Genomic DNA, 21,053 nt, shown 5'->3' on the forward strand with positions numbered 1-21,053 from the left:
CCGCCCAACCACTGGCCGGACAATCCTTCAGCGCCATTGTCAAATCAAGCCTTTGCTGCATGGACCAAAATATCAGCCACCGGCGTCGAAGGAAGCGCGCGCCGTGCGCACCGCACCATGGTTGAGTTCGGCCCACAGGATCAATTGATGCAAGGCGCCGAACATCGAACGGCCGAGATCGGTCAGGCTGTATTCGACGCTTGGCGGCTTGGTCGGGAACACTTCGCGATGAACAAAGCCGTCGCGCTGCAGATCGTGGAGCGTCTGAGTGAGCATGCGCTGCGAGATGTCGGGCACCAGGCGCCGCAACTCGCCGAAACGATAGGGCTGCTCTGCGAGCGCCGCCATCAGCAGCGAACTCCATTTGCCGTTCACGCCCTGCATCACGTCGCGAACCGGGCAATCGGCAATGTTTGCGCCATCGCTGGTGGCTTTGAATATATTGAGCTTGGTTCTCAGATTGACGACCTTGCCGTCCATGGCTGCTGGTTCCCTGGCGGTGCCTACCTCCCTAAAAACTGCCTTCTTTACGGTGGCCGGTCAATTCTTATTTTAGTGCTGGTCTCTTTTTGAGACTGTCAGAAGCACCCGCCACCCGGCGCAATTTCAGGATCCCCCATGACCGCAACCCTTCTCGTCACCGGCGCTTCCGGCCAGCTTGGCCGCGGCGTCATCAACCACCTGCTGGACACATTAAAGGTCCCCGCAAACCGCATCATCGCCACCACCCGTACACCCGCCAACCTTGCCGATCTGGCGGTGCGCGGCGTCGTCGTCAGAGCCGCTGACTTCAACGACCCGCAATCGCTTGCCGAGGCCTTCGCGGGAGCCGACCGGGCACTCGTCATCTCGACCAACGAACTTGAGGTACAGGGGAAGCGGCGCGAGCAGCAGCTTGCGGCGGTGACGGCGGCCAAACAGGCTGGCGTCGGCCACCTGCTGTACACCTCGATGCCCAACCCCGAGCCTGGTTCGCCGGTTGTTTTCGCGCCCGACCACTACGACACCGAACAGGCGATCAAGGCGAGCGGGATCCCCTACACGATATTCCGCAACGGCTGGTATAACGAGAACCTGTTCATGGCGTTGCCGCAGGTTCTGGCGTCGGGTCATTGGTACACCTCCGCCGGCGACGGCGCCATTTCCTACGGCACGCGCGACGATTTCGCGGCGGCGATCGCAGCGGGGCTCGCCTCGGACAGCAGCGAAAGCGCGACTTACACGCTCACCGGCCCCAGTGCGTATACGGCTGCCGAAGTGGCGGCGTTGGTCACCGAGGTCACCAGCAAGCCGATCAAGGTCATCCAGCTTTCCGACGAAGCCCTGACCGAGGGAATGAAGTCGGCCGGCCTGCCTGAACCCTTCGCCAAGGTGCTGGTTTCATTCGACGCCGCCGCCCGCGCCGGTGACCTCGGCATGGTGACCGACGCGGTCGAAAAACTCTCCGGCCGAAAGTCGGTGCCGCTGAAGCAGTTTCTGGAGACGAACAAGGCTGCACTGGCCGGCTGAAAGCTGCCGTTGCGGGACGCCGAGCCCTTAAGGTTCGGCCTCCCGCACAATTACTTACGTCGCTTGACCAGTCCCAGCCGGATCAGGCTTTCGCCCGTGGCAGTCAACGCATCTTCGCGCGAGCGTGGCGCCCAGCCGAGCACGCGCACCGCCTTGGCGTTGGTGGCGTTCTTGATCTTGCCCAGTTCCGTTGCGAGTTGTGCCGCTTCCGGATTGAACAGCCCGATGATGCGCACCAGCCAATCGGGAAACTCCCGCGTCGAGACGCGCGACGCCGCCGGCCCGAGCCGCGTCTTCAGGGTCTGCGCGATCTCGCGCACTGTCATGAAATCGCCGGCGACAGCGAGGAACCGTTCGCCCTTGGCGGCGGGGTGGGTCATGGCGCGAACATGCAGATCCGCCACGTCGCGCGCGTCGACGACGCCGAAGGACAGGCGCGGCAGCCCAGGCACGGCGCCGTTCAGCATGCGCTGGACAAATTCGGTCGAGGTCGAATGGTCCGCGCCGAGCACCGGTCCAAAGATGCCAACGGGATTGACGACCGCAAGCTCCAGCGCGCCGCCCTGCTCGGCGATGAAATCCCAGGCCGCGCGCTCGGCGAGCGTCTTGGACTTCACATAGGCGCTGACCTTGCCTGCCGGATCGGTCCAGTTTTCCTCGTTGAAAGGCTGCCCATCCGCGCGCATCTTGCCATAGCCGACGGCCGCGAAGGATGAGGTGAGCACGACGCGCCTGACCCCGGCATCCCGCGCCGCCCGCAGCACGCGCAACGCGCCCTCGCGCGCCGGAAGGATCAGGTCATCCTCATGCGTGGGCACGCCGGGCGGAAAAGGCGATGCGACATGCAGCACGTAATCGCAGCCGGCCACCGCCGCCGGCCAGCCTGCGTCGGCCATCAGATCGGCATGGGCGAATGAAAGGGCGTCACCGGGCTCCGTGCCACCTGCCTTGAGCATGGCGAGCACATCGGCTTCGCGCCTGGCCGATCGCACGGAGGTGCGGACGCGGTAGCCGGCCTTCAACAGTTCGAGGATGCAGTGAGCGCCGAGGAAGCCGGACCCGCCGGTGACCAGCACCAATTCGCCGCTCATATTAGCCTCCTCGACGATTTATCCCTTCGAGACCCCTTAGATCGCCACCTGCGTGCCGATCTCGACCACACGTCCGGTCGGGATCTGGAAATACTCCGTCGCATCGGCCGCCGAGCGGGCGAGCCCGATGAACAGCTTGTCCTGCCACACCGGCATGCCGGAATTGGGCGATGCTTTGAGCGAGCGCCGCGACAGGAAGAACGACGTCGTCATGATGTCGAACTTCCAGCCCTGCTTGCGGCAGATCGCCAGCGCGCGCGGAATGTTGGGCTGCTCCATATAGCCGAAGGTCAGCGTCACCCGCATGAACAACTCGTTGACTGTCTCCATCTTGACCCGCTCGCTGTCGGGCACCAGCGGCTGCGGTGCGGTGACCACCGACAGAATGACGTTCTGCTCGTGCAGCACCTTGTAGTGCTTCAGGCTGTGCATCAGCGCTGTCGGCGCGCTTTGCGGATCGCTGGTCAGGAACACGGCGGTGCCGGACACCAGCTGCGGCTTCTTCTTCAGCAGATTGCCGGCGAGGAAATCGAGCGGGATTTCGTTGCGCCGGGTCTTGTCGAACAGATAGCGGCTGCCGCGCAGCCAGGTCCACATCGCCAGAACGATGGTGAAGGCCACCGCAAGCGACGCCCAGCCGCCCTCGAACACCTTCACGATGTTGGAGGCGAAGAAGCCGATGTCGATGAAGCCGAACAGCGCCGTCATGGCGACCGCCACCCACAGCCGCCATTTCCAGATGCGGGTCATGACGACGAACAGCAGCACCGTCGTCACCAACATGTTGCCGGTCACCGAGATGCCATAGGCGGAGGCGAGCTTGCTCAATTCGCCGAAACCGACGACCAGCAACATCACCGCCAACGCCAGCAAAACATTGACGCGCGGCATGTAGATCTGGCCCGACTGCCGTTCCGACGTGTGCAGGATTTCGAGGCGCGGCAGCATATTGAGCTGCACCGCCTGCCTGGTCAGCGAGAAGGCGCCCGATATGACCGCCTGGCTGGCGATGACCGTCGCCGCGGTTGCCAATACCACCATCGGGATCAGCGTCCAGCCTTCGTTCATCTCGAAGAATGGATGGCCGACGTGACCGTTCTTCGCCAGCACGAAAGCGCCCTGCCCGGCATAGTTTAGCAGCAGGCAGGGAAACACGATGGCCAGCCAGGCGAGCACGATGGGCTTGCGGCCGAAATGGCCGAGATCGGCATAAAGCGCTTCGGCGCCGGTGACGGCGAGGAAGATGGCGCCGATGGTGACGAAGGCGACATCGGGCGAATTGATCAGGAAGGCGACGATGTAGTGCGGGCTGACCGCCCACAGGATTTCGGGATCGGCGATGATGTGGTTCAAGCCCGAAAGACCGATAGCCAGGAACCAGACCGCCGTGATCGGCCCGAAGATCAGCGCCACACCGCCGGTCCCGAAGCGCTGCACCGAAAACAGGATCGCAAGGATGACCAGCGTCAGCGGCACGACGTAGGGCTGGAAGGTCGGGGTAACGACATTCATGCCTTCAACCGCCGAAAGCACCGAGATTGCCGGCGTGATGACGGCGTCACCGAAGAACAATGACGCGCCGACAATACCGATGGCCAGGATGATCGCCGAGCGGGTCGGGAAACTGCCGCGCGCCAGCGCCATCAGCGACAGCACGCCGCCCTCGCCTCGGTTGTCGGCTCTGAGCACAAACATGATGTATTTGATGGTGACGATAATCGTCAACGACCAGATGATCAGCGACAGCACGCCCAGAATATCGCCGCGCTCGGCGATTTCGCCGCCGGAGGACGCAACAAGCGCTTCCCGGAAGGCGTAGATCGGGCTGGTGCCGATGTCGCCATAGACCACGCCGAGCGCGCCCAGCATCAGAACTTTGGTGCTGTGCTGTTCGATTTCGGGATGGCTCGATTGTTCGACGGGTTCTGCCTCAATACCAGCATTGGTAAGGGCCATGGACGACACTCCGATAAGCGCGCGGTGCTCTACGCTTGCTGCGATGCAATATCAAGTGCCGTGACGGTAGGGCTACCATGTTCCCAGCGCAGGGCTTGCCCCGCAATGACCGGTGCGTGGCGTCAAAGGCTGCCGGAACCTAGATCGCCACCTGCGTGCCGATCTCGACCACACGTCCGGTCGGGATCTGGAAATACTCCGTCGCATCGGCCGCCGAGCGGGCGAGCCCGATGAACAGCTTGTCCTGCCACACCGGCATGCCGGAATTGGGCGATGCCTTGAGCGAGCGCCGCGACAGGAAGAACGAAGTCGTCATGATGTCGAACTTCCAGCCCTGCTTGCGGCAGATCGCCAGCGCGCGCGGAATGTTGGGCTGCTCCATATAGCCGAAGGTCAGCGTCACCCGCATGAACAACTCGTTGACTGTCTCCATCTTGACCCGCTCGCTGTCGGGCACCAGCGGCTGCGGTGCGGTGACCACCGACAGAATGACGTTCTGCTCGTGCAACACCTTGTAGTGCTTCAGGCTGTGCATCAGCGCTGTCGGCGCGCTTTGCGGATCGCTGGTCAGGAACACGGCGGTGCCGGACACCAGCTGCGGCTTCTTCTTCAACAGATTGCCGGCGAGGAAATCGAGCGGGATTTCGTTGCGCCGGGTCTTGTCGAACAGATAGCGGCTGCCGCGTATCCAGGTGGTCATGATCAGCCCCATGAGGCAGGCAACGGATATTGACACCCATCCGCCTTCCACGATCTTGACGACATTCGCCAGGAAGAAACCCATGTCGATGGTGCCGAACAGCAGCGCCAATGCCAGGGCGAGCCCAAGCTGCCATTTCCACAAATTGCGCATGACAACGAACAGCAGAATGGTTGTCATCAGCATCTCGCCGGTTACCGAAATTCCGTAAGCGGAAGCCAGCGAACTCGAGCTGCCGAAGCCGACAACCAGCAGCATCACTCCCAGGGCGATGAGCAGGTTGACGCGCGGCATATAAATCTGGCCGCTCTGCATTTCGGACGTGTGCTGCACCTCGATGCGGGGCAGCAGGTTGAGTTGCACTGCCTGACGTGCCAGCGAAAAAGCACCCGAGATCACCGCCTGACTGGCGATCACGGTGGCGGCCGTTGCCAAGCCGACCATTGGCATCAGCGCCCAATCCGGCAACATCTCGAAGAATGGATTGGTCGGCCTGCCGCCATTCGCCAATACAAAGGCGCCCTGGCCGAAGTAGTTGAGCAGCAGGCAAGGAAACACCACGGAAAACCACGCGAGCACGATCGGCTTGCGCCCGAAATGTCCAAGGTCGACATAAAGCGCCTCGGCCCCCGTTACCGCCAGGAACACTGCACCAACGGTCACGAAAGCGGCGGTCGGCGTGCCGGCTAAGTAGGCGATCGCATAGTACGGGTTGATCGCCAACAGCACCGAAGGATCATCCATCAGGTGGTAGAGCCCGGAAACGCCGATGGCCAGGAACCATAGCGCCGTCACCGGCCCGAATACTGCCGCCACCTTCCCCGTGCCGAAGCGCTGCACGGAGAACAGAAATGCCAGGATGACCAAGGTGATCGGAACGACATAGGCCTCCAGCGTCGGTGTCACCACTTCCAGGCCCTCAACTGCCGACAGCACGGAAATGGCCGGAGTTATGATAGCGTCTCCGAAAAAAAGCGACGCCCCGCAAAGTCCGATGCCGAGGATAAGCTTGGCGCCTTTTGGATAGGCGCTGCGCGCCAGCGCCATCAGGGACAGCGTGCCGCCCTCGCCCTTGTTGTCGGCGCGAAGCACGAAAGCGACGTATTTTATGGTGACGATAATCGTCAGCGCCCAGACGATCAGCGACAGCACGCCCAGGACATCTATGCGCGTGTCGGTACCAGGCGAAGCGTGAAGCGCCTCGCGGAAGGCATAGATCGGGCTGGTGCCGATATCGCCATAGACGACGCCAAGCGCGCCCAGCATCAGAACTTTGGTGCTGTGCTGTTCAGTGTGGGAGTGGTTCGGTTGTTCGACGGGTTCAGCCTCGCTGACCGATGCTGGAAAGAGCCATCGACTACTCCCCGATATCGTGCGGTGCGCCTTGCTTGCTGTCATGCGATATCACCTTCGACACGAGCCTTCCACCGCTACCAACCGCAAGCCTTCAGAAACCGCCCCACCGTGCCGGCCATGCCATACTCCAACGCATCGGCTGTCAACCCGTGTCCGATAGACACTTCGGCCAATGCCGGAATGCGCTTTGCCAATGCCGGAAGGTTGTTCACCACCAGATCGTGCCCGGCATTGACCTGGAGCCCGGCGGCGAGTGCGGCATCCGCGGTTTTCCCCAATCTTTCCAGCTCCTTCCGCGCCTTGGCGGAATCGGAATGGTAGCTGCCGTAGGGCCCGGTATAGAGCTCGATGCGGTCGGCGCCGGTGTCGCGCGCGGCATTGACGCCGGTGGGATCCGGATCGGAAAACAGCGACACGCGGAAGCCCCCTTTTTTCAGACGCTTGACGATCGGGTTAAGGAACGCCGCCTCGGCGGCAAAGTTCCAGCCATGGTCCGATGTCGCCTGCGCCGGATCGTCGGGCACGAGCGTCACCTGCTCCGGCTGATGCCTTTCCACAAGCGCCAGAAAATCCTCGGTCGGGTAGCCCTCGATGTTGAATTCCGCCTTGGGAAACTCGTCGTCGATCAGCGCCCGGATCTCCGGCAGGTCGGAATGCCTGGTGTGGCGCTCGTCGGGCCGCGGATGAACCGTCAGCCCGTGCGCGCCGGCCGCCAACGCCAGGCGGCCGAGCCCGGTGACGCTGGGCCACGGCAGGTTGCGGCGGTTGCGCAGCATGGCGATGGCGTTGAGATTGACCGAGAGTTTCGCGGGCATGGTGTGAGGTCCGGCTGTTTGTGCAGCGCATCTATACTGCCTTTGATGGGAACAGACAGGGGCTTTCGGGTGTTCCAGTGATGACATCTGCTCGCAAGGGGGAACCCAGCCAATGAATTTTCTCCAATCCGTGCCCGCGATCCGCCGCCTCGAAACCGACCGTGAGGACCTTTTCGCCATTGACGTCGTCGGCCATGTATCGGCAGCCGACGGCGAAAATCTGTTCGGATTGCTGGAGGCTGCCTACGCGCTGCACCCGAGGATCGACGTCTTGGTGCGGCTGGTCGACCATGAGGGCGTCGACTGGATCGATATGGACGACGAGACGCTGAAACAAGGTACGGTTCATGCGCTAGAGCATATCGCCCGGTGCGCGACGATCGGTGAGCCCGACTGGATAGCGGATGCGCGGAACTTCCTTCCGGCTTCGCCACCCATCGAGTTCAGGCACTTCGCGGCCGAGGACGAAGCGGATGCCTGGCAATGGCTGGGTGCGACGCCACTCAGCCCTGCTGCGCCGGCTGCTACCTGACGCCGGCTATCTAACGCCAGCTATCCAACGCCAGTTATCTAACAATCGTCAGCCGCTCTGCCGCCCGCGTGATGGCGGTATAAAGCCAGCGCTGGCGGGTTTCCTTGAACGCCCAGCTCTCGTCGAACAGCACGACGTCGTTCCACTGCGAACCCTGCGCCTTGTGCACGGTCAGCGCGTAGCCATAGTCGAAATCGTCAAAGCGCTTCTTCTGCTGCCAGGGGATATCGGCGTCCGGATCCTCGAAAGCCGACTTGAGCAGCTTGATCTTGGCGACGCCGCGGTCGGGATCGTCCTCCTCGGGCGAGACCAGAAGGTTGATGCCCGGCTTCACCGTCTCGCGCGACGAGGTCATCACCTTCCACAGCGAACCGTTGAGCAGGCCCTTGGCGGGGTCGTTGCGCAGGCAGACCAGCTTGTCTCCGGCCTGCGGATAATCGGCATTGAAACCCTTCAGCTCGCGCAGGCGCTGATTGTAGCGGCGGCGTGTTCGGTTGGTGCCGACCAACACCTGGTCCGCCTTCAGCACCAACTCCTGGGTGACGTCCTCCTTGCCGATGACCTGCGCGCTGCCGTAGTCGCCGCGCATGAACTCGCGGCCCTCGCGCACGTCGAGCGCCAGCTGGATGATCGGATTGTCGCGCGCCTGGCGATGGATTTCGGTCAAGAGCACATCCGGCTCATGCTCGGTGAAAAAGCCGCCGCCCGAGATCGGCGGCAGCTGCGCCGGATCGCCAAGCACCAGGATCGGCGTGCCAAAACTCAGAAGGTCGCGGCCAAGCTGCTCGTCGACCATCGAGCATTCGTCGATGACCACCAGCTTCGCCCGTGAAATAGGGCTTTGCCGGTTGAGCGAGAAGGTCGGCGACATCGAGGTCTTGCCGGTCACCTCGTCCGACACCGATTCCTCGCCCTTCGGCCGGTAGATCAGCGAATGGATGGTGCGGGCATTGACCGCGCCCTTGGAACGCAGCACCTGCGCCGCCTTGCCGGTGAAGGCGGCAAACTGCACCTGCCCGTCGACATGCTCGGCAAAATAGCGCGCCAGCGTGGTCTTGCCGGTGCCGGCATAGCCGAACAGCCGGAAGACCTGCGGCCGGCCCTCCTTGAGCCAGCGCGCGACCGCTTTCAGAGCCTCGTCCTGTTGGGGAGAGAATTCCATCGATTCGACAGACCGGATTCGCGAGAGAAAGACAAGCTTGGTGCCAACCACCGCTTAAAACGATGGGATTGCCTCACCTTCAACGGGACAAACTAGCAGGCGCAAATGCGAACGTAAAGTGAACATGCAAGCGGATAACGAACGATTTGAATTCAGGCATTTGAACCTAGATCGGGCAATGCCACTATCACGGACATGATCGAGATGCAGATCGGCGCAGACACCTATAAGCGAGGATATTGATGAGGTCGTTCGCAGACAGGCTGATCGGAAAGTCGATAAAGAAGATCGAAATCGGCGAACCTGGTTATGGCATCGTTGTCTCCTTGTCGGATGACGCAGGGTTCGCGATATATACCGAGGTCACGGCCTGTCTGAGTGACGAAAATGCCAGAACCATAGAACGTGTTACCATCAGCGACGAGCAAGTGATCCTCCACTTGGCTGACAACGACTTCGTCGCCATTTCCAAAAACCGTGGCCGCTTCGCCGTCGTTGAGGCGTTTGTCTATGGGGACGACGAAGGCATGGTCGTCGAAAATTAGTTGCATCGGCCGCCAGATTTCAAACACCAACCACAGGCGGACTATATGTTCGCGCCGCCGCCGCTACCTCTGGTCGGCCCGGGATCGTTCTCCAACAAAATCGGCTTGCCGTGCGGGGTTGCATGCGCGGCGCGTTCCCAGGCGGCGGCGAGCGTGTCGACGTCACTTTTTCCCGCGACGCCCTTGGCCGCCAGCAGCGTCTCCAGCGCAGCCAGCCAATGCTCGTAATAATCGTGGCCGTCGCTTGCGGCGCCCGGCTTCTTCACTTGCGCCGACAGCGCATCGGCCCATTCGCTCCACGAAAACAGGCCCTTGTCATGCAGCGCCACCGTCATGGCGAAGGCTTCGGCCTGCCAGGGTTCGGCGAATACCGGTTCGTCCAGACCCGCCGGCAATGCACCTTCAGGCCGGCTCAAGATAGCTCTCCCAAGCATCGATCGAGACGGTCAGCGTCGAGTCGGCGCCCTCGCCCCAGATTTCCGAGCCATCGAAGACCACGGTATAGACCCATTGCGGGTTTTCACCGTTGCCATGTGCGTTGCTGTCGGGGAACACAAAACCGTCACGCACGGCCTCGACAACTCCGTGCTTGCCGCGCGCATAACGCGGCAGCCTTGTGTGGCCGGTGGGATTGAAATTCCTTGTCCGCACCGGGTCGCCGGCCTTGAAGCGCGGCGCCGTCTCGACCGGCCGGTCGCAGGGACTGCCCTTGGCCAGTACCGCCGGCACGTTTTCGGCCTTCAACACCCTTTTGGGCGTCGCCGCCGGATCGACCGCCCGACCTTCCGTCAGATCGCGCTCGCTGACGAAGCCATGGCGCTTCAGCAGCACCTCGAGCGCTTTGATCCATATCTGGTAGTAGCTTGAGGAATAATAGACGGCCGGATGCAGCGATTCCCTGGCGTGCCGGCTCTCGTCGATGTTCCACGCGCCCATGGCGCCGGCAGTCAGCGTCACGCCGAGCGCCCGCCTCTCCCAATCCGCATGAAAATACGGTTCGTCCTTTTCGGGCGCGACCGGCCCGAAACCCATCTGCCCACCGAGATCCTGCGGCCCGTTCATGCCGGTACCTTCTTTGTCCCGGGTTCCTTGGCCACCGCCGTGCCGATCATCGCATCGCGGCTGACCAGTTCGGCGAGTTGGTCCTCACTCCAGCCTTCGGTACCGCCAGGCCGCATCGGCACCACGAGATAGCGCAGTTCGGCAGTCGAATCCCAGACGCGGATGTTTTTCTCCGCCGGCAAGGTCAGCCCGAACTCTTCGAGCACGCCGCGGGGATCGATCACCGCCCGCGAGCGATAGGGCGGCGCCTTGTACCAGACCGGCGGCAGCCCAAGCACCGACCACGGATAGCAGGAGCACAGCGTGCAGACGACGAGGTTGTGCGTCTCGTCCGTGTTGAACACCGCCTGCATGTGCTCGCCCTGGCGGCCGCTATAGCTCAGCGACGCGATCGCTCCCGTCGCATCGCGCTTCAGCCACTCGGCATAGGCCGGATCGCTCCAGGCTTTCGCCACCACCCTGGCGCCGTTGCGGGGTCCGATCTTGGTCTCATAGGTGTCGACGATGACGTCGATTGCGGCCGGATCGATCAGGCCTTTTTCGGTGAGGATGGTCTCCAGCGCGCGCACGCGCGCCGCAAACGGGTCGAGCTCATTGTCGTGGTCATGATCATGGGACATGACCTCAGATTAGGATCGGCGGCACGCGGCCGCAAGCATGACAGCTTGGGCCACGGGCTATCACCTATTCGGCGGCGGCCCTTTGCGGCTGGAGCCGATCCTCGGGACCGAACAGCGAGGCCTGCTCGCCGCTCTCGACCGCATGCAGCTCCGGCCTGTTCTTTTTCGAAGAGAAGAAGCTCACCAGCCAGCCGGAGAAATTCTCGAAATAGACATAGATGACAGGGGTGACGAACAGCGTCAGCGCCTGGGAAGCGAGCAGCCCGCCGACGACCGCGACACCGAGCGGCTGGCGCAGCTCAGCACTGGCGCCGGTGCCGAGCGCGATCGGGAACGTGCCCATCAGCGCCGCCAACGTCGTCATCATGATCGGCCTGAAACGCATCAGGCACGCCTTGTGTATGGACTCCTTGGCCGACATGCCTTCTCGTCGCAGCTCCAGCGCGACGTCGACCATCATGATGCCGTTCTTCTTGACGATGCCGATCAGCATCAGGATGCCGATCACCGCGATCACCGACAGGTCCATGCCGGCAAAGCGCAGCGCGACCACCGCGCCCAGCACCGCCGAAGGCAGGCCGGTCAGAATGGTCAGCGGATGGATAAAGCTCTCATAGAGGATGCCGAGTACGATATAGATGGTCAGAACGGCGCCGCCGATCAGCAGGCCCTGATTGGCCAGCGAATCCTGGAAGGTCTTGGCGGTGCCGGCAAAGCTGGTCGAAATCGCCGGCGGCATGCCGATCTGCTCCTTCAGCGCGGCGATGCGGGCCGTGCTGTCGCCCAGCGCCACGCCTTGCGGCAGGTTGTAGGAGATGGTCACCGCCGGCAGCTGGCCGAGCTGGTTGACCGTCAGCGCGCCGGCGGTGCGGTCGACGCGGGCAAAGGCGCCGAGCGGCACCAGGCTGCCGCTTGCCGTCCTGACCTGGATGGCCAGCATGCGCTCGGGCGACCATTCGATGTTGGGATCGAGCTCCATGATGACTTCGTAGCTGTCGGCCGAGCCGAAGATCGTCGAGACCTGCTCCGTGCCGAAGCCGCCATAGAGACTGGAGCGCAGCGTGTCGGTGTCGATGCCGAGCGAGGCCGCCTTGTCGCGATCGACCACCAGCGTCGCCTGCAATGAATTGTTCTGCAAATCGCTGGTGACGTCGGTGAAATTCGCATGATCGGCCGCCATCGCATCGTCGAGCTTTTGCGCCCATGTGTCGGTCAAGCCGGTATCGAGGCCCTGAACGACGAGCTGGTAGGCGCTGGCGGAAGAACGCGCGCCAAGCCGCAGGTTCTGCACCGGCTGCATATAGGCATCGATCCCCGGCACAGTGGCCAGTTGCCGCCGCAGATCCGACAGCACCTTGTCGATGTCGGGGCGCTGGCTCTTGTCCTTCAGCTGCACATAGAGCTGGCCCTGGTTCAGCGCATTGTTGCCGCCGCCGGCTGACCAGGCGACATGCGAGACATAGGGCGAATGCGAGAAGACACTTGCCGCCTGGTTCTGCAGCTTGACCATGGCGTCGTAGGAGATGTCCTGCCTGGCGATCGTCGTAACCGAGATCTGGCCGATATCCTCTTGCGGGAAAAAGCCTTTCGGCGAGACCTCGATCAGCCAGACCGACCCTGCCGCCGTGCCGGCGAAGACGAGGAACACCAGAAAAGTGTGGCGCAGGCAGAAGGTCAAAAGCCGGTCATAGCCGCGGGTGACGATATCCTGCTTGTGGCCGGGGGCATGCTTGTCGCGATCGGCCTTGGTCACCGACAGCAAGCGCGAACACAGCATTGGCGTCAGTGTCAGCGACACGAACATCGAAGCCAGGATGGCGACCGTCACCACGACGGCGAATTCGTTGAAGATGCGGCCGATGACGCCGCCCATTAGAAGCACGGGGATGAACACCGCCACCAGCGAGATCGAGATCGAGATGATGGTGAAGCCGATTTCGCGCGCGCCCTTCAGCGAGGCATCGAAGGCCGAGAGACCGTCCTCCTCCATGTGGCGAAAGATGTTTTCCAGCATGACGATGGCGTCGTCGACGACGAGGCCGACTGCGAGCGTCAGGCCCATCAGCGAGATGTTGTCGATGGAGAAGCCGAACAGGAACATGGCGCCGAGCGTCGCGATCAACGAGATCGGCACCGCCACGGCCGGAATGATGGTTGCAGTCACCCGGCGCAGGAAGACGAAGATCACCATCACCACCAAAGCGATGGTCAGAAGCAGCGTGAACTGGACGTCGTCGACGGCCTGGCGGATCGAGGTCGAGCGGTCGTTGAGCAGCTTTATGTCGGCTGCGGCCGGCATCTGATCCCTGAACGACGGCAGCATCGCCTTGACCTTGTCGACGACGTCGACCGTGTTGGCGTCGGGCTGGCGCTGCACCGCCAGGATGATGGCGCGCGTGCCGTCATACCAGCTTGCAGTCGTCGTGGTCTCGACCGAGTCGATGACGCGCGTCACCTCGCCCAGCCGCACCGGATGGCCGTTCTTGGTGGCGATGATGAGGTTGGAGAACCCGGCGGCATCGGTGAGCTGCGTATTGGCCGTGATGGTCAGCTGCTGCTTGTCGTTCTGCAAGACGCCGAGCGGCGTGTTGGAGTTGGCCGACGCGATTGCCGTCTGCAGCTGGTCGATCGAAATGCCGCGCGCCGCCAGCGCCGTCGGGTCGATCTGCACGCGCACCGCATATTTCTGCTGGCCGAAGATCGACACCTGCGCCACGCCGTCGATGGTCGACAGAGACGGCGAGATGACATTTTCGGCGAAGGCGTCGAGGTCGGTGAGCGGAACCGTGTCGCTGACCAGCGACATCAGAAGGATCGGCGCGTCGGCCGGATTGACCTTGCGATAACTCGGCGGCGACGTCATCTCCGGCGGCAACTGCCGCTGCGTGCGCGCGATCGCCGCCTGCACATCGGCGGCCGCCGCGTCGATATCCCGGTTGAGCACGAACTGGATGGCAATGGACGTGCGTCCCAGCGAATTGCTGGTTGAGATCGAATCGATGCCGGCAATGGTGGCGAACTGCTTGATCAGCGGCGTCGCCACCGATGTCGCCATGGTTTCGGGTGACGCGCCGGCCAGGTTGGCCGAGACGTTGACGACCGGGAATTCGGCGCTCGGCAGCGCCGCCACCGGCAGGAACTTGTAGGCAAACAGCCCGCCCAGCACGAGGGCGAACGACATCAGCAGCGTCGCGACAGGCCTTCTTATGCAGAATTCGGAAATCATTGGGCGGCCCCACCGGCCTTAGCCGCTTCGGCGACCTTGGGCGCGGCCTGGTCACCGCCGGCCGCCTTGCCTTCATGCACGCTGGCGCCGTCCTTCAGCCTGGTTTGGCCCTCGACGACAACCTTCTCGCCTGACTTGACGCCCTCGCTGATGGCGCTGTTTTCGCCTTCGGTCAGCGCCACCTGCACAGGCCGCATCTCGACCGTGTTGTCGGGCTTGACGACATAGACGAATGGCCCCTTCTGGCTGGGTTGCACGGCAACGGTCGGGATGGATGTCATCTGCGGCATGATGCCGGCGTCGAGCACGACATTCACATATTGGCCGGGCCACAGTGAAAGATCGGCATTGGGAATGCTCGCCCGTGTCGCGATCGTACCGGACGCGGTGTCGACGCTGGAATCGACGAAGTCGAGCGTGCCCTTGCCGATCGGCATCGGATCGCCATCCTTGGTCAGCGTCACCGCGCCTTGCTGCGGGTTGGCCAGCGCCTTGTGCAGCAGCGCCAGGTTGCTCTCCGGCAGGTTGAAGTTGACTTGCAGCGGATCCATCTCGGTGATCGTCACCAGCGGCGTGGCCGTGCTCGAGTTGCCGTTGCTCAAGGTGACGAGGTCACCGACCGAAACGTTGACCGCGCCCAGCCGGCCGGCAATCGGCGCCTTGATGCTGGCAAAGCCGAGCTGGACATTGTCGGCGTCGATCGTCGCCTTGTCGGCATCGACCGTCGCCGCGGCAGCCTTTTGCGCCGCCACCGCCTGATCGTAAGTCTGCTGCGTGCCGGCCTGCTTGGCGACGAGATCCTTGGCGCGCTGAAGGTCGGAGCCCGAACTGGTTAGCAGCGCCTGGTCCTTGGCGAGCGTCGCCTGATCCTTGGCAAGCTGCGCCTTGAGCGCCCTGTCGTCGAGCGAGAACAGCAGGTCGCCGGCCTTCACCATCTGGCCGTCCCTGACGTCGATCGATACGATCTGGCTGGACACGCGGGCGTTGATGTTGACCACGGCCGGCGACGACACGAAGCCGATGGCGTAACGGCGGATCGGAAAATCGGCCGTTGTCGCGGTGGCCGAGACGATCGAGGCCGAACGGGCGGCATTGCCGCCGGCGCCGGATTTGCCCCCTGCCTTGTCGGCCGAAGCCTTGTCCGATCCAGCCGGCTTGTCCGCCGCTGCCGTCTGCCTGGCGCCCGGCAGCATCTGCTGCAGACTGCTCATCGCCGCCGGCGAAAAATAGACCCATGCCGCGGCGACACAGGCCGCTGCCACCACCACCGCCAGAACGACTTTACCGCGCATCGACTAAAAGCCCTATGATCCGACACGCCGAACCCGGTGGTCTCATTCTACGCAATCACGGCGCCTTGCCGCGATCTCGCCGAAGTAGATAGGACGCACATTTGTCGGAAAAGGGCCAAAACACGGCATTACGAAGATTTAATGTGCACTGCACAATGACTATGCAGCCGGCTCAGCAGTCGGAAAACCAGCCAGGATGCGGTTGAGATCTCAGGCGGGATGCGTCTATTTCAGCATCGGCCAGAGCGTCGCCGCCAAGAGCACGCCCATGGCGATGTTGAACCATTTCAGCCGCACCGGATCCGACAGGAACCCGCGCAGCGCTGTGCCGAAACCGGCCCACATCGAGACGCTCGGCAGGTTGACGACGGTGAAGGCGATCGCGATCAGCGCCACCGACAGGAACGGGTGGTCCGGATTGGAGTAGACGGCCATGGCGGTGATCGCCATCACCCAGGCTTTCGCATTGACCCACTGGAATGCGGCTGCCTCGATGAACCGCATCGGCCGTGCCTCCGTCTCACCCTTGCTGGACAGCGAGCGCGACATGGCGATCTTCCAGGCGAGATAGAGCAGATAGGCAGCGCCGGCGATCTTCAATCCGGTGTGCAAGGCCGGAAACGCCGTAAGCACCGCGCCCAGGCCAAAGCCGACAGCAAGCAACAGCACCAGGAAACCCATGCTGATGCCCAGCATATGCGGGATGGTTCTGACCAGGCCGAAATTCACGCCCGACGCCAAGAGCATGAGGTTGTTCGGCCCCGGCGTGATCGAGGTCACGAAGGCGTAGACCAAAAGGGCAAGGAAAGCGTCGAGGGTCATGACGGCTCACAAAGGTCAGCAATGCTGACTTAAATCGACAGAGCGCTGGACGCAACCTCATTCCATTGGTCCAAAGCGCTCCGCCGTGATCCGCCTATCCCGAGCCAGCCAGGCCGGCACAGTCTACCTGCCGTGGGCCCGCGCCGACAACAGGCTGGGAGCGGCGGCGGCCTCCTGACGGCCAGCCACACGCCGCAGGCCTTTGCGCCTCGGCGTGTTCCCGGGAAGCTTCACGCCATGCGCGAGGCCGAGGGCAGCCAGGATGCGGATGAAGAGCCAGCCGAGATCGATCTGCCCGCGTTCCAGGCCGAGCTTTGCGGATTCGGGAAACGCATGGTGATTGCCGTGGAAACTCTCGCCAAAGGTCACCAGGCCGAAACGCGGCAGGTTGTAGCCCTGCACGGCAACGCCATCGACGCGCCAGCCCTGCTGCCCGCTGCGATGTGCGAAATGCCCGACCAGCCAATGCCCGGTCAGCGACACGGAGATACGCACCGCAATGCCCCAGACCACCCAGCTCCACCCGCCGAGGAGCAAGAAAAGGATCGCCCACGGCAGTTGCTGCAGCATCCAGGTCCGCTCGACGAATTTGTAGAAGCGGTCGTTTCTGATCGACGGCTCGATGACGAAGTCAGGCGGATTGCGCAACGCTACGGCGCAATGCATTTGCCAGAAAGCGTCGGTGAAGAAAGGCCGGCGGTGGGCGTGCAGGTCGTGACAAGCCGTCTGGCGCTGCGCCCAGTCTCGTATGTCATGCGCATAGATCATGCCGAACGGACCGGCCATGCCGACGAGCGTGCCGAGATAGACCAGCGCGTGTTTGAGCCAGATGTGAACCTTGAACGAGCGATGGATGAGCAGGCGATGCATGCCGACCGAGTGTCCGGCGCAGATCGTCACCGCCGTCGTCGCTACGAACAGGGCGAAAGCGCTCCAGCTGAAGGTCAGCGGCCCGAACACCAACGCAATCAGCGTCATCGCACCGACCCAGATCGACTTGGCCGGCATCCAGACGACCTCGCCATCTTCGGCATCGCTCAAGGGCTGCGAGATCATTCTGCCTGTGGATATGGTCTTCATCGGTACCCCTCCTCTGCAGGAAACATTTCCGGACCAAAGAGCCTTGCCTTCCGGCGCGCCGGCGCTTATTTAGGCAATAAGCTAACTATCTACTATTCCGATTTAGGTATTTAGGCAATAGACTAAATACCGGAAGCGAAACGACAGAGGCAGGCGGTGATCGAAGACAATGCAGCGGATGGCGACACGGCTATCGGGGCAAGCAGCGCCATACAGCGCGTGTTCGAGGCGCTGTCATCGCAGCCGAGGCGCAAGATCCTCGCCTATCTCGCCCACTCCTCGCTGACCGCGGGCGAGATCGCGGCGCGCTTCGACATGTCGAAGCCGTCGATCTCGCAGCATCTGAGCATCCTGGAGACGGCCGGCCTCATCGCCAGGGAGCGGCAGGGACAATTCATCCGCTACTCGCTGGTCCAGAACAATCTGGTTAACACGCTGAACGGCTTCGTCCAGGACGTCTGTCCGGTATCGCGCCCGATCAAAAGGGAGAGTAAGAATCTGGCGAGCGGCAAGGTCGATCCCAAGCCGGTAAAATAGTTGGACTGAGACTACATCCCTTGCGGGCCGCGGTTCATCGCCGCCACGCCGGTGCGGCAGATCTCGACCAGGCCGAGCGGCTTCATGATGGCGATGAACTGGTCGAGCTTCGAACCCTTGCCGGTAATCTCGAAGATGAAGTGCTCGGTGTTGGCGTCGATGACCGAAGCGCGAAAAGCGTCCGCCAGACGCAGCGCCTCGACGCGGGCTTCGCCGGTGCCGGCGACCTTGACCAGCGCCAACTCGCGTTCCAGCGGCCGCTCCTGGCCGAACTCGTGCGAGCGCACGGTGAGATCGACGACGCGATGCACCGGTACGATGCGTTCGAGCTGGTGCTTGATCTGCTCCAGCACATGCGGCGTGCCGCGCGTCACGATGGTGATGCGCGACAGGTGCTTCTCGTGTTCGGTCTCGGAGACGGTGAGGCTCTCGATGTTATAACCGCGGCCGGAAAAGAGGCCGATGACCCGGGCAAGCACACCGGGCTCATTGTCGACCAGCACGGAGAGCGTGTGGTTCTCCGGCTTTTCCGTTTCCTTGGCGATGAAATAGGCGGAGCCGGTCGGTTGAAGCTGTGCGTTCATGACATGAATCTCGATTTCAGACTTTGAGCTAATTCTCTGTTTGCGCACGGCTTCTCGCGACAGCCCTGCCCCGGCTTGGACCTAGACCAGTTCCCTGCCCTTGGCGTCGATGGCGTTGGCCACGGCTTCGTCGGTCGCCTCGTCGGGCAGGAGCATTTCATTATGCGCCTTGCCCGACGGGATCATCGGGAAGCAGTTGGCGAGCGTCGCCACCCGGCAATCGAACAGCACCGGCTTCTTCACCGCGATCATCTCCTTGATCGCATCGTCCAGCTCGTCCGGCTTCTCGCAGCGAATGCCATGGCCGCCATATGCGTCGGCCAGCTTGACGAAGTCGGGCATCGCTTCGGTGTAGGAATGCGACAGACGGTTGCCGTGCAGCAGCTGCTGCCACTGGCGCACCATGCCCATATACTGGTTGTTGAGGATGAAGATCTTGATCGGCGCATTGTGCTGCACCGCCGCGCTCATCTCCTGCATCGTCATCTGCACCGAGGCATCGCCTGCGATGTCGATGACCAGCGCATCCGGGTGCGCGATCTGCACGCCGAGCGCAGCCGGCAGACCGTAGCCCATCGTGCCCAACCCGCCCGACGTCATCCAGCGGTTCGGCTTCTCGAAATGATAGTGCTGCGCCGCCCACATCTGGTGCTGGCCGACCTCGGTGGTGATGTAGGTGTCCATGTCCTTGGTCAGTTCGTAGAGCCGCTGGATGGCATATTGCGGCATGATCACATCGTGGTTCATCTTGAACGCGAGCGAGTCACGCGCGCGCCATTTGGCGATCTGCTCCCACCAGGGATGGAGCGCCTTCTTGTCGGCCTTGGCGCTCGCCCGCCACAGCCGCACCATGTCCTCCAGCACCCGGCCGACATCGCCGATGATGGGCACTTCCGTGTGCACGTTCTTGTTGATCGACGATGGATCGATGTCGATGTGGATCTTCTTCGAATTGGGCGAGAAGGCGGTCAGCCGTCCGGTGATGCGGTCGTCGAAGCGCGCGCCGATGCAGATCATCACGTCGCAATCATGCATCGCCATATTGGCTTCGTAAGTGCCGTGCATGCCCAGCATGCCCATCCAGTTCTTGCCCGATGCAGGATACGCGCCGAGGCCCATCAGCGTCGAGGTGATCGGGAAGCCGGTGAGGTCGACCAGTTCGCGCAGCAAATGGCTGGCCTCCGGACCGGAGTTGATGACGCCGCCGCCGGAATAAATGATCGGCTTCTTGGCGCTGGCCATCAGTTCGACGGCGGCCTTGATCTTTTCCAGGTCGCCCTGGACCTTCGGCTGATAGCTGGTGCGCGGCGCCGCTTGCGGCGGCACATAGATGCCTTTGGCGAACTGCACATCCTTCGGAATGTCGACCACCACCGGGCCGGGGCGGCCGGTCGTCGCGACATGGAAGGCCTCATGGATGGTGGCGGCCAATTCGTTGACGTCCTTCACCAGCCAGTTGTGCTTGGTGCAGGGGCGCGTGATGCCGACCGTGTCGCACTCCTGGAACGCGTCGGAGCCGATCAGCGAAGTCGGCACCTGCCCGGTCAGGCAGACCAGCGGGATCGAATCCATCAGCGCATCCTGCAGCGGCGTCACCGCATTGGTGGCGCCCGGGCCGGAGGTCACCAGCATGACGCCGGCCTTGCCGGTCGAGCGGGCATAGCCTTCGGCCGCATGCCCTGCGCCTTGCTCGTGGCGGACGAGGATATGCTCGACCTCGTCCTGCTGGAAGATTTCGTCATAGATCGGAAGCACCGCGCCGCCGGGATAACCGAAGACATGCTTGACGCCATTGTCCTTCAGCGCCTGCACCACCATTTCGGCGCCAGTCATTTCCCTGTTTGGCATTTCGCGCCGTTCGTTCTGTCCGTTGCTCATCGGTCTGGTCCCGTACTTCTAGCCATGAGGCGATTGCTGGTCGTTTAGTCGTGTTTCGGGCAATAAAAAAGGCCCCCGATGGGAGCCTGTGTGTTGCGCATGGGAGGTTTTCGCCCGGCGGTTACACCGCCTTGCCCACGCGCTTTCCTACGAGAATGAGTGCCTTTTTCATCGTGGCGGACACTACGAGGGTGAAAGGCAGGGTGTCAACGGGAAAAACGCGCGATGCGAAAGACAAAGCAAGTGGCCCGCCGCCTCTGGTCGGCGGGCCACCGCGGCGCATACG

At 62.6% G+C, this 21,053-nt stretch carries 19 protein-coding genes; 4 read left to right on the top strand and 15 right to left on the bottom strand.

Annotated elements, in window-relative coordinates:
* Nucleotides 1–72: 72 nt before the first annotated feature.
* Nucleotides 73–480 carry a winged helix-turn-helix transcriptional regulator gene (locus ACYG9V_RS23830; protein ID WP_023668372.1) on the bottom strand — a complete coding sequence of 136 codons (408 nt, stop codon included), beginning with the start codon at nt 478–480 and terminating at the stop codon, nt 73–75.
* Between the two features lie 138 nt (nt 481–618).
* Between ACYG9V_RS23830 and ACYG9V_RS23835 the strand changes: the two genes are divergently transcribed.
* Complete coding sequence (locus ACYG9V_RS23835) at nt 619–1,509, top strand: SDR family oxidoreductase (protein WP_023685166.1); 891 nt, start codon at nt 619–621, stop codon at nt 1,507–1,509.
* Between the two features lie 50 nt (nt 1,510–1,559).
* Here ACYG9V_RS23835 and ACYG9V_RS23840 read toward each other — a convergent pair whose 3' ends face one another.
* The 4 genes from ACYG9V_RS23840 to ACYG9V_RS23855 all read right to left on the bottom strand — a co-directional run bounded on the left by ACYG9V_RS23840 (nt 1,560) and on the right by ACYG9V_RS23855 (nt 7,427).
* Nucleotides 1,560–2,600 (bottom strand): SDR family oxidoreductase, encoded by a 1,041-nt coding sequence (locus ACYG9V_RS23840; protein ID WP_023668370.1) that lies wholly within the window; start codon nt 2,598–2,600, stop codon nt 1,560–1,562.
* Nucleotides 2,601–2,636: 36 nt separating this feature from the next.
* A complete protein-coding gene (locus ACYG9V_RS23845; protein ID WP_460222021.1) occupies nt 2,637–4,556 on the bottom strand; it encodes a potassium transporter Kup in 1,920 nt (639 codons plus the stop codon).
* Between the two features lie 139 nt (nt 4,557–4,695).
* A complete protein-coding gene (locus ACYG9V_RS23850) occupies nt 4,696–6,654 on the bottom strand; it encodes a potassium transporter Kup (RefSeq protein ID WP_460222022.1) in 1,959 nt (652 codons plus the stop codon).
* Nucleotides 6,655–6,686: 32 nt separating this feature from the next.
* The gene (locus ACYG9V_RS23855; protein WP_023668363.1) at nt 6,687–7,427 is read right to left on the bottom strand and encodes a pyridoxine 5'-phosphate synthase; all 741 of its coding nucleotides are present in this window, start codon (nt 7,425–7,427) and stop codon (nt 6,687–6,689) included.
* Nucleotides 7,428–7,539: 112 nt separating this feature from the next.
* On the opposite strand from ACYG9V_RS23855, the gene ACYG9V_RS23860 reads away from it, so the two are divergent.
* Entirely contained in the window at nt 7,540–7,959 is a 420-nt protein-coding gene (locus ACYG9V_RS23860) for a SpoIIAA family protein (protein WP_023682069.1), read from the top strand.
* A 34-nt stretch (nt 7,960–7,993) separates the two neighbouring features.
* On the opposite strand, the gene ACYG9V_RS23865 is transcribed toward ACYG9V_RS23860, so the two are convergent.
* Nucleotides 7,994–9,121, bottom strand: coding sequence for an ATP-dependent DNA helicase (locus ACYG9V_RS23865; RefSeq protein WP_023682070.1), 1,128 nt, complete (start codon nt 9,119–9,121; stop codon nt 7,994–7,996).
* A 242-nt stretch (nt 9,122–9,363) separates the two neighbouring features.
* Here ACYG9V_RS23865 and ACYG9V_RS23870 point away from each other — a divergent pair, with 242 nt between their 5' ends.
* Entirely contained in the window at nt 9,364–9,666 is a 303-nt protein-coding gene (locus ACYG9V_RS23870; RefSeq protein WP_023714736.1) for a hypothetical protein, read from the top strand.
* A gap of 41 nt (nt 9,667–9,707) precedes the next feature.
* Here the strand turns inward: ACYG9V_RS23870 and ACYG9V_RS23875 are convergent, their stop codons facing one another.
* The 7 genes from ACYG9V_RS23875 to ACYG9V_RS23905 form a co-directional block, all read right to left on the bottom strand.
* Nucleotides 9,708–10,082, bottom strand: coding sequence for a nitrile hydratase accessory protein (locus ACYG9V_RS23875; protein ID WP_023725319.1), 375 nt, complete (start codon nt 10,080–10,082; stop codon nt 9,708–9,710).
* Nucleotides 10,069–10,728: a nitrile hydratase subunit beta gene (nthB, locus tag ACYG9V_RS23880; RefSeq protein ID WP_352765621.1), complete on the bottom strand. Its 660-nt coding sequence runs from the start codon at nt 10,726–10,728 to the stop codon at nt 10,069–10,071. The genes ACYG9V_RS23875 and nthB overlap by 14 nt, the downstream gene beginning before the upstream one ends.
* Complete coding sequence (gene nthA / locus ACYG9V_RS23885; RefSeq protein ID WP_352765622.1) at nt 10,725–11,348, bottom strand: nitrile hydratase subunit alpha; 624 nt, start codon at nt 11,346–11,348, stop codon at nt 10,725–10,727. The genes nthB and nthA overlap by 4 nt, the downstream gene beginning before the upstream one ends.
* A 64-nt stretch (nt 11,349–11,412) precedes the next feature.
* The gene (locus tag ACYG9V_RS23890; protein WP_352765624.1) at nt 11,413–14,574 is read right to left on the bottom strand and encodes an efflux RND transporter permease subunit; all 3,162 of its coding nucleotides are present in this window, start codon (nt 14,572–14,574) and stop codon (nt 11,413–11,415) included.
* Nucleotides 14,571–15,866 carry an efflux RND transporter periplasmic adaptor subunit gene (locus ACYG9V_RS23895; protein WP_352765626.1) on the bottom strand — a complete coding sequence of 432 codons (1,296 nt, stop codon included), beginning with the start codon at nt 15,864–15,866 and terminating at the stop codon, nt 14,571–14,573. Before ACYG9V_RS23895 ends, ACYG9V_RS23890 begins: the two co-directional genes overlap by 4 nt.
* Before the next feature lie 225 nt (nt 15,867–16,091).
* Complete coding sequence (locus tag ACYG9V_RS23900; RefSeq protein ID WP_023688075.1) at nt 16,092–16,688, bottom strand: LysE family translocator; 597 nt, start codon at nt 16,686–16,688, stop codon at nt 16,092–16,094.
* Between the two features lie 123 nt (nt 16,689–16,811).
* Complete coding sequence (locus ACYG9V_RS23905) at nt 16,812–17,768, bottom strand: acyl-CoA desaturase (RefSeq protein WP_023714739.1); 957 nt, start codon at nt 17,766–17,768, stop codon at nt 16,812–16,814.
* A gap of 156 nt (nt 17,769–17,924) precedes the next feature.
* On the opposite strand from ACYG9V_RS23905, the gene ACYG9V_RS23910 reads away from it, so the two are divergent.
* Nucleotides 17,925–18,305, top strand: a complete 381-nt coding sequence (locus tag ACYG9V_RS23910; RefSeq protein WP_023702997.1) for a metalloregulator ArsR/SmtB family transcription factor — start codon at nt 17,925–17,927, stop codon at nt 18,303–18,305.
* An 11-nt stretch (nt 18,306–18,316) separates the two neighbouring features.
* On the opposite strand, the gene ilvN is transcribed toward ACYG9V_RS23910, so the two are convergent.
* Together ilvN and ACYG9V_RS23920 are read right to left on the bottom strand one after the other, a co-directional pair.
* Complete coding sequence (gene ilvN / locus ACYG9V_RS23915; RefSeq protein ID WP_023668352.1) at nt 18,317–18,889, bottom strand: acetolactate synthase small subunit; 573 nt, start codon at nt 18,887–18,889, stop codon at nt 18,317–18,319.
* 81 nt (nt 18,890–18,970) lie between these two features.
* A complete protein-coding gene (locus ACYG9V_RS23920) occupies nt 18,971–20,767 on the bottom strand; it encodes an acetolactate synthase 3 large subunit (RefSeq protein ID WP_023668351.1) in 1,797 nt (598 codons plus the stop codon).
* Nucleotides 20,768–21,053: the final 286 nt, after the last annotated feature.

The sequence above is a fragment of the Mesorhizobium sp. W016 genome, from assembly GCF_054719485.1.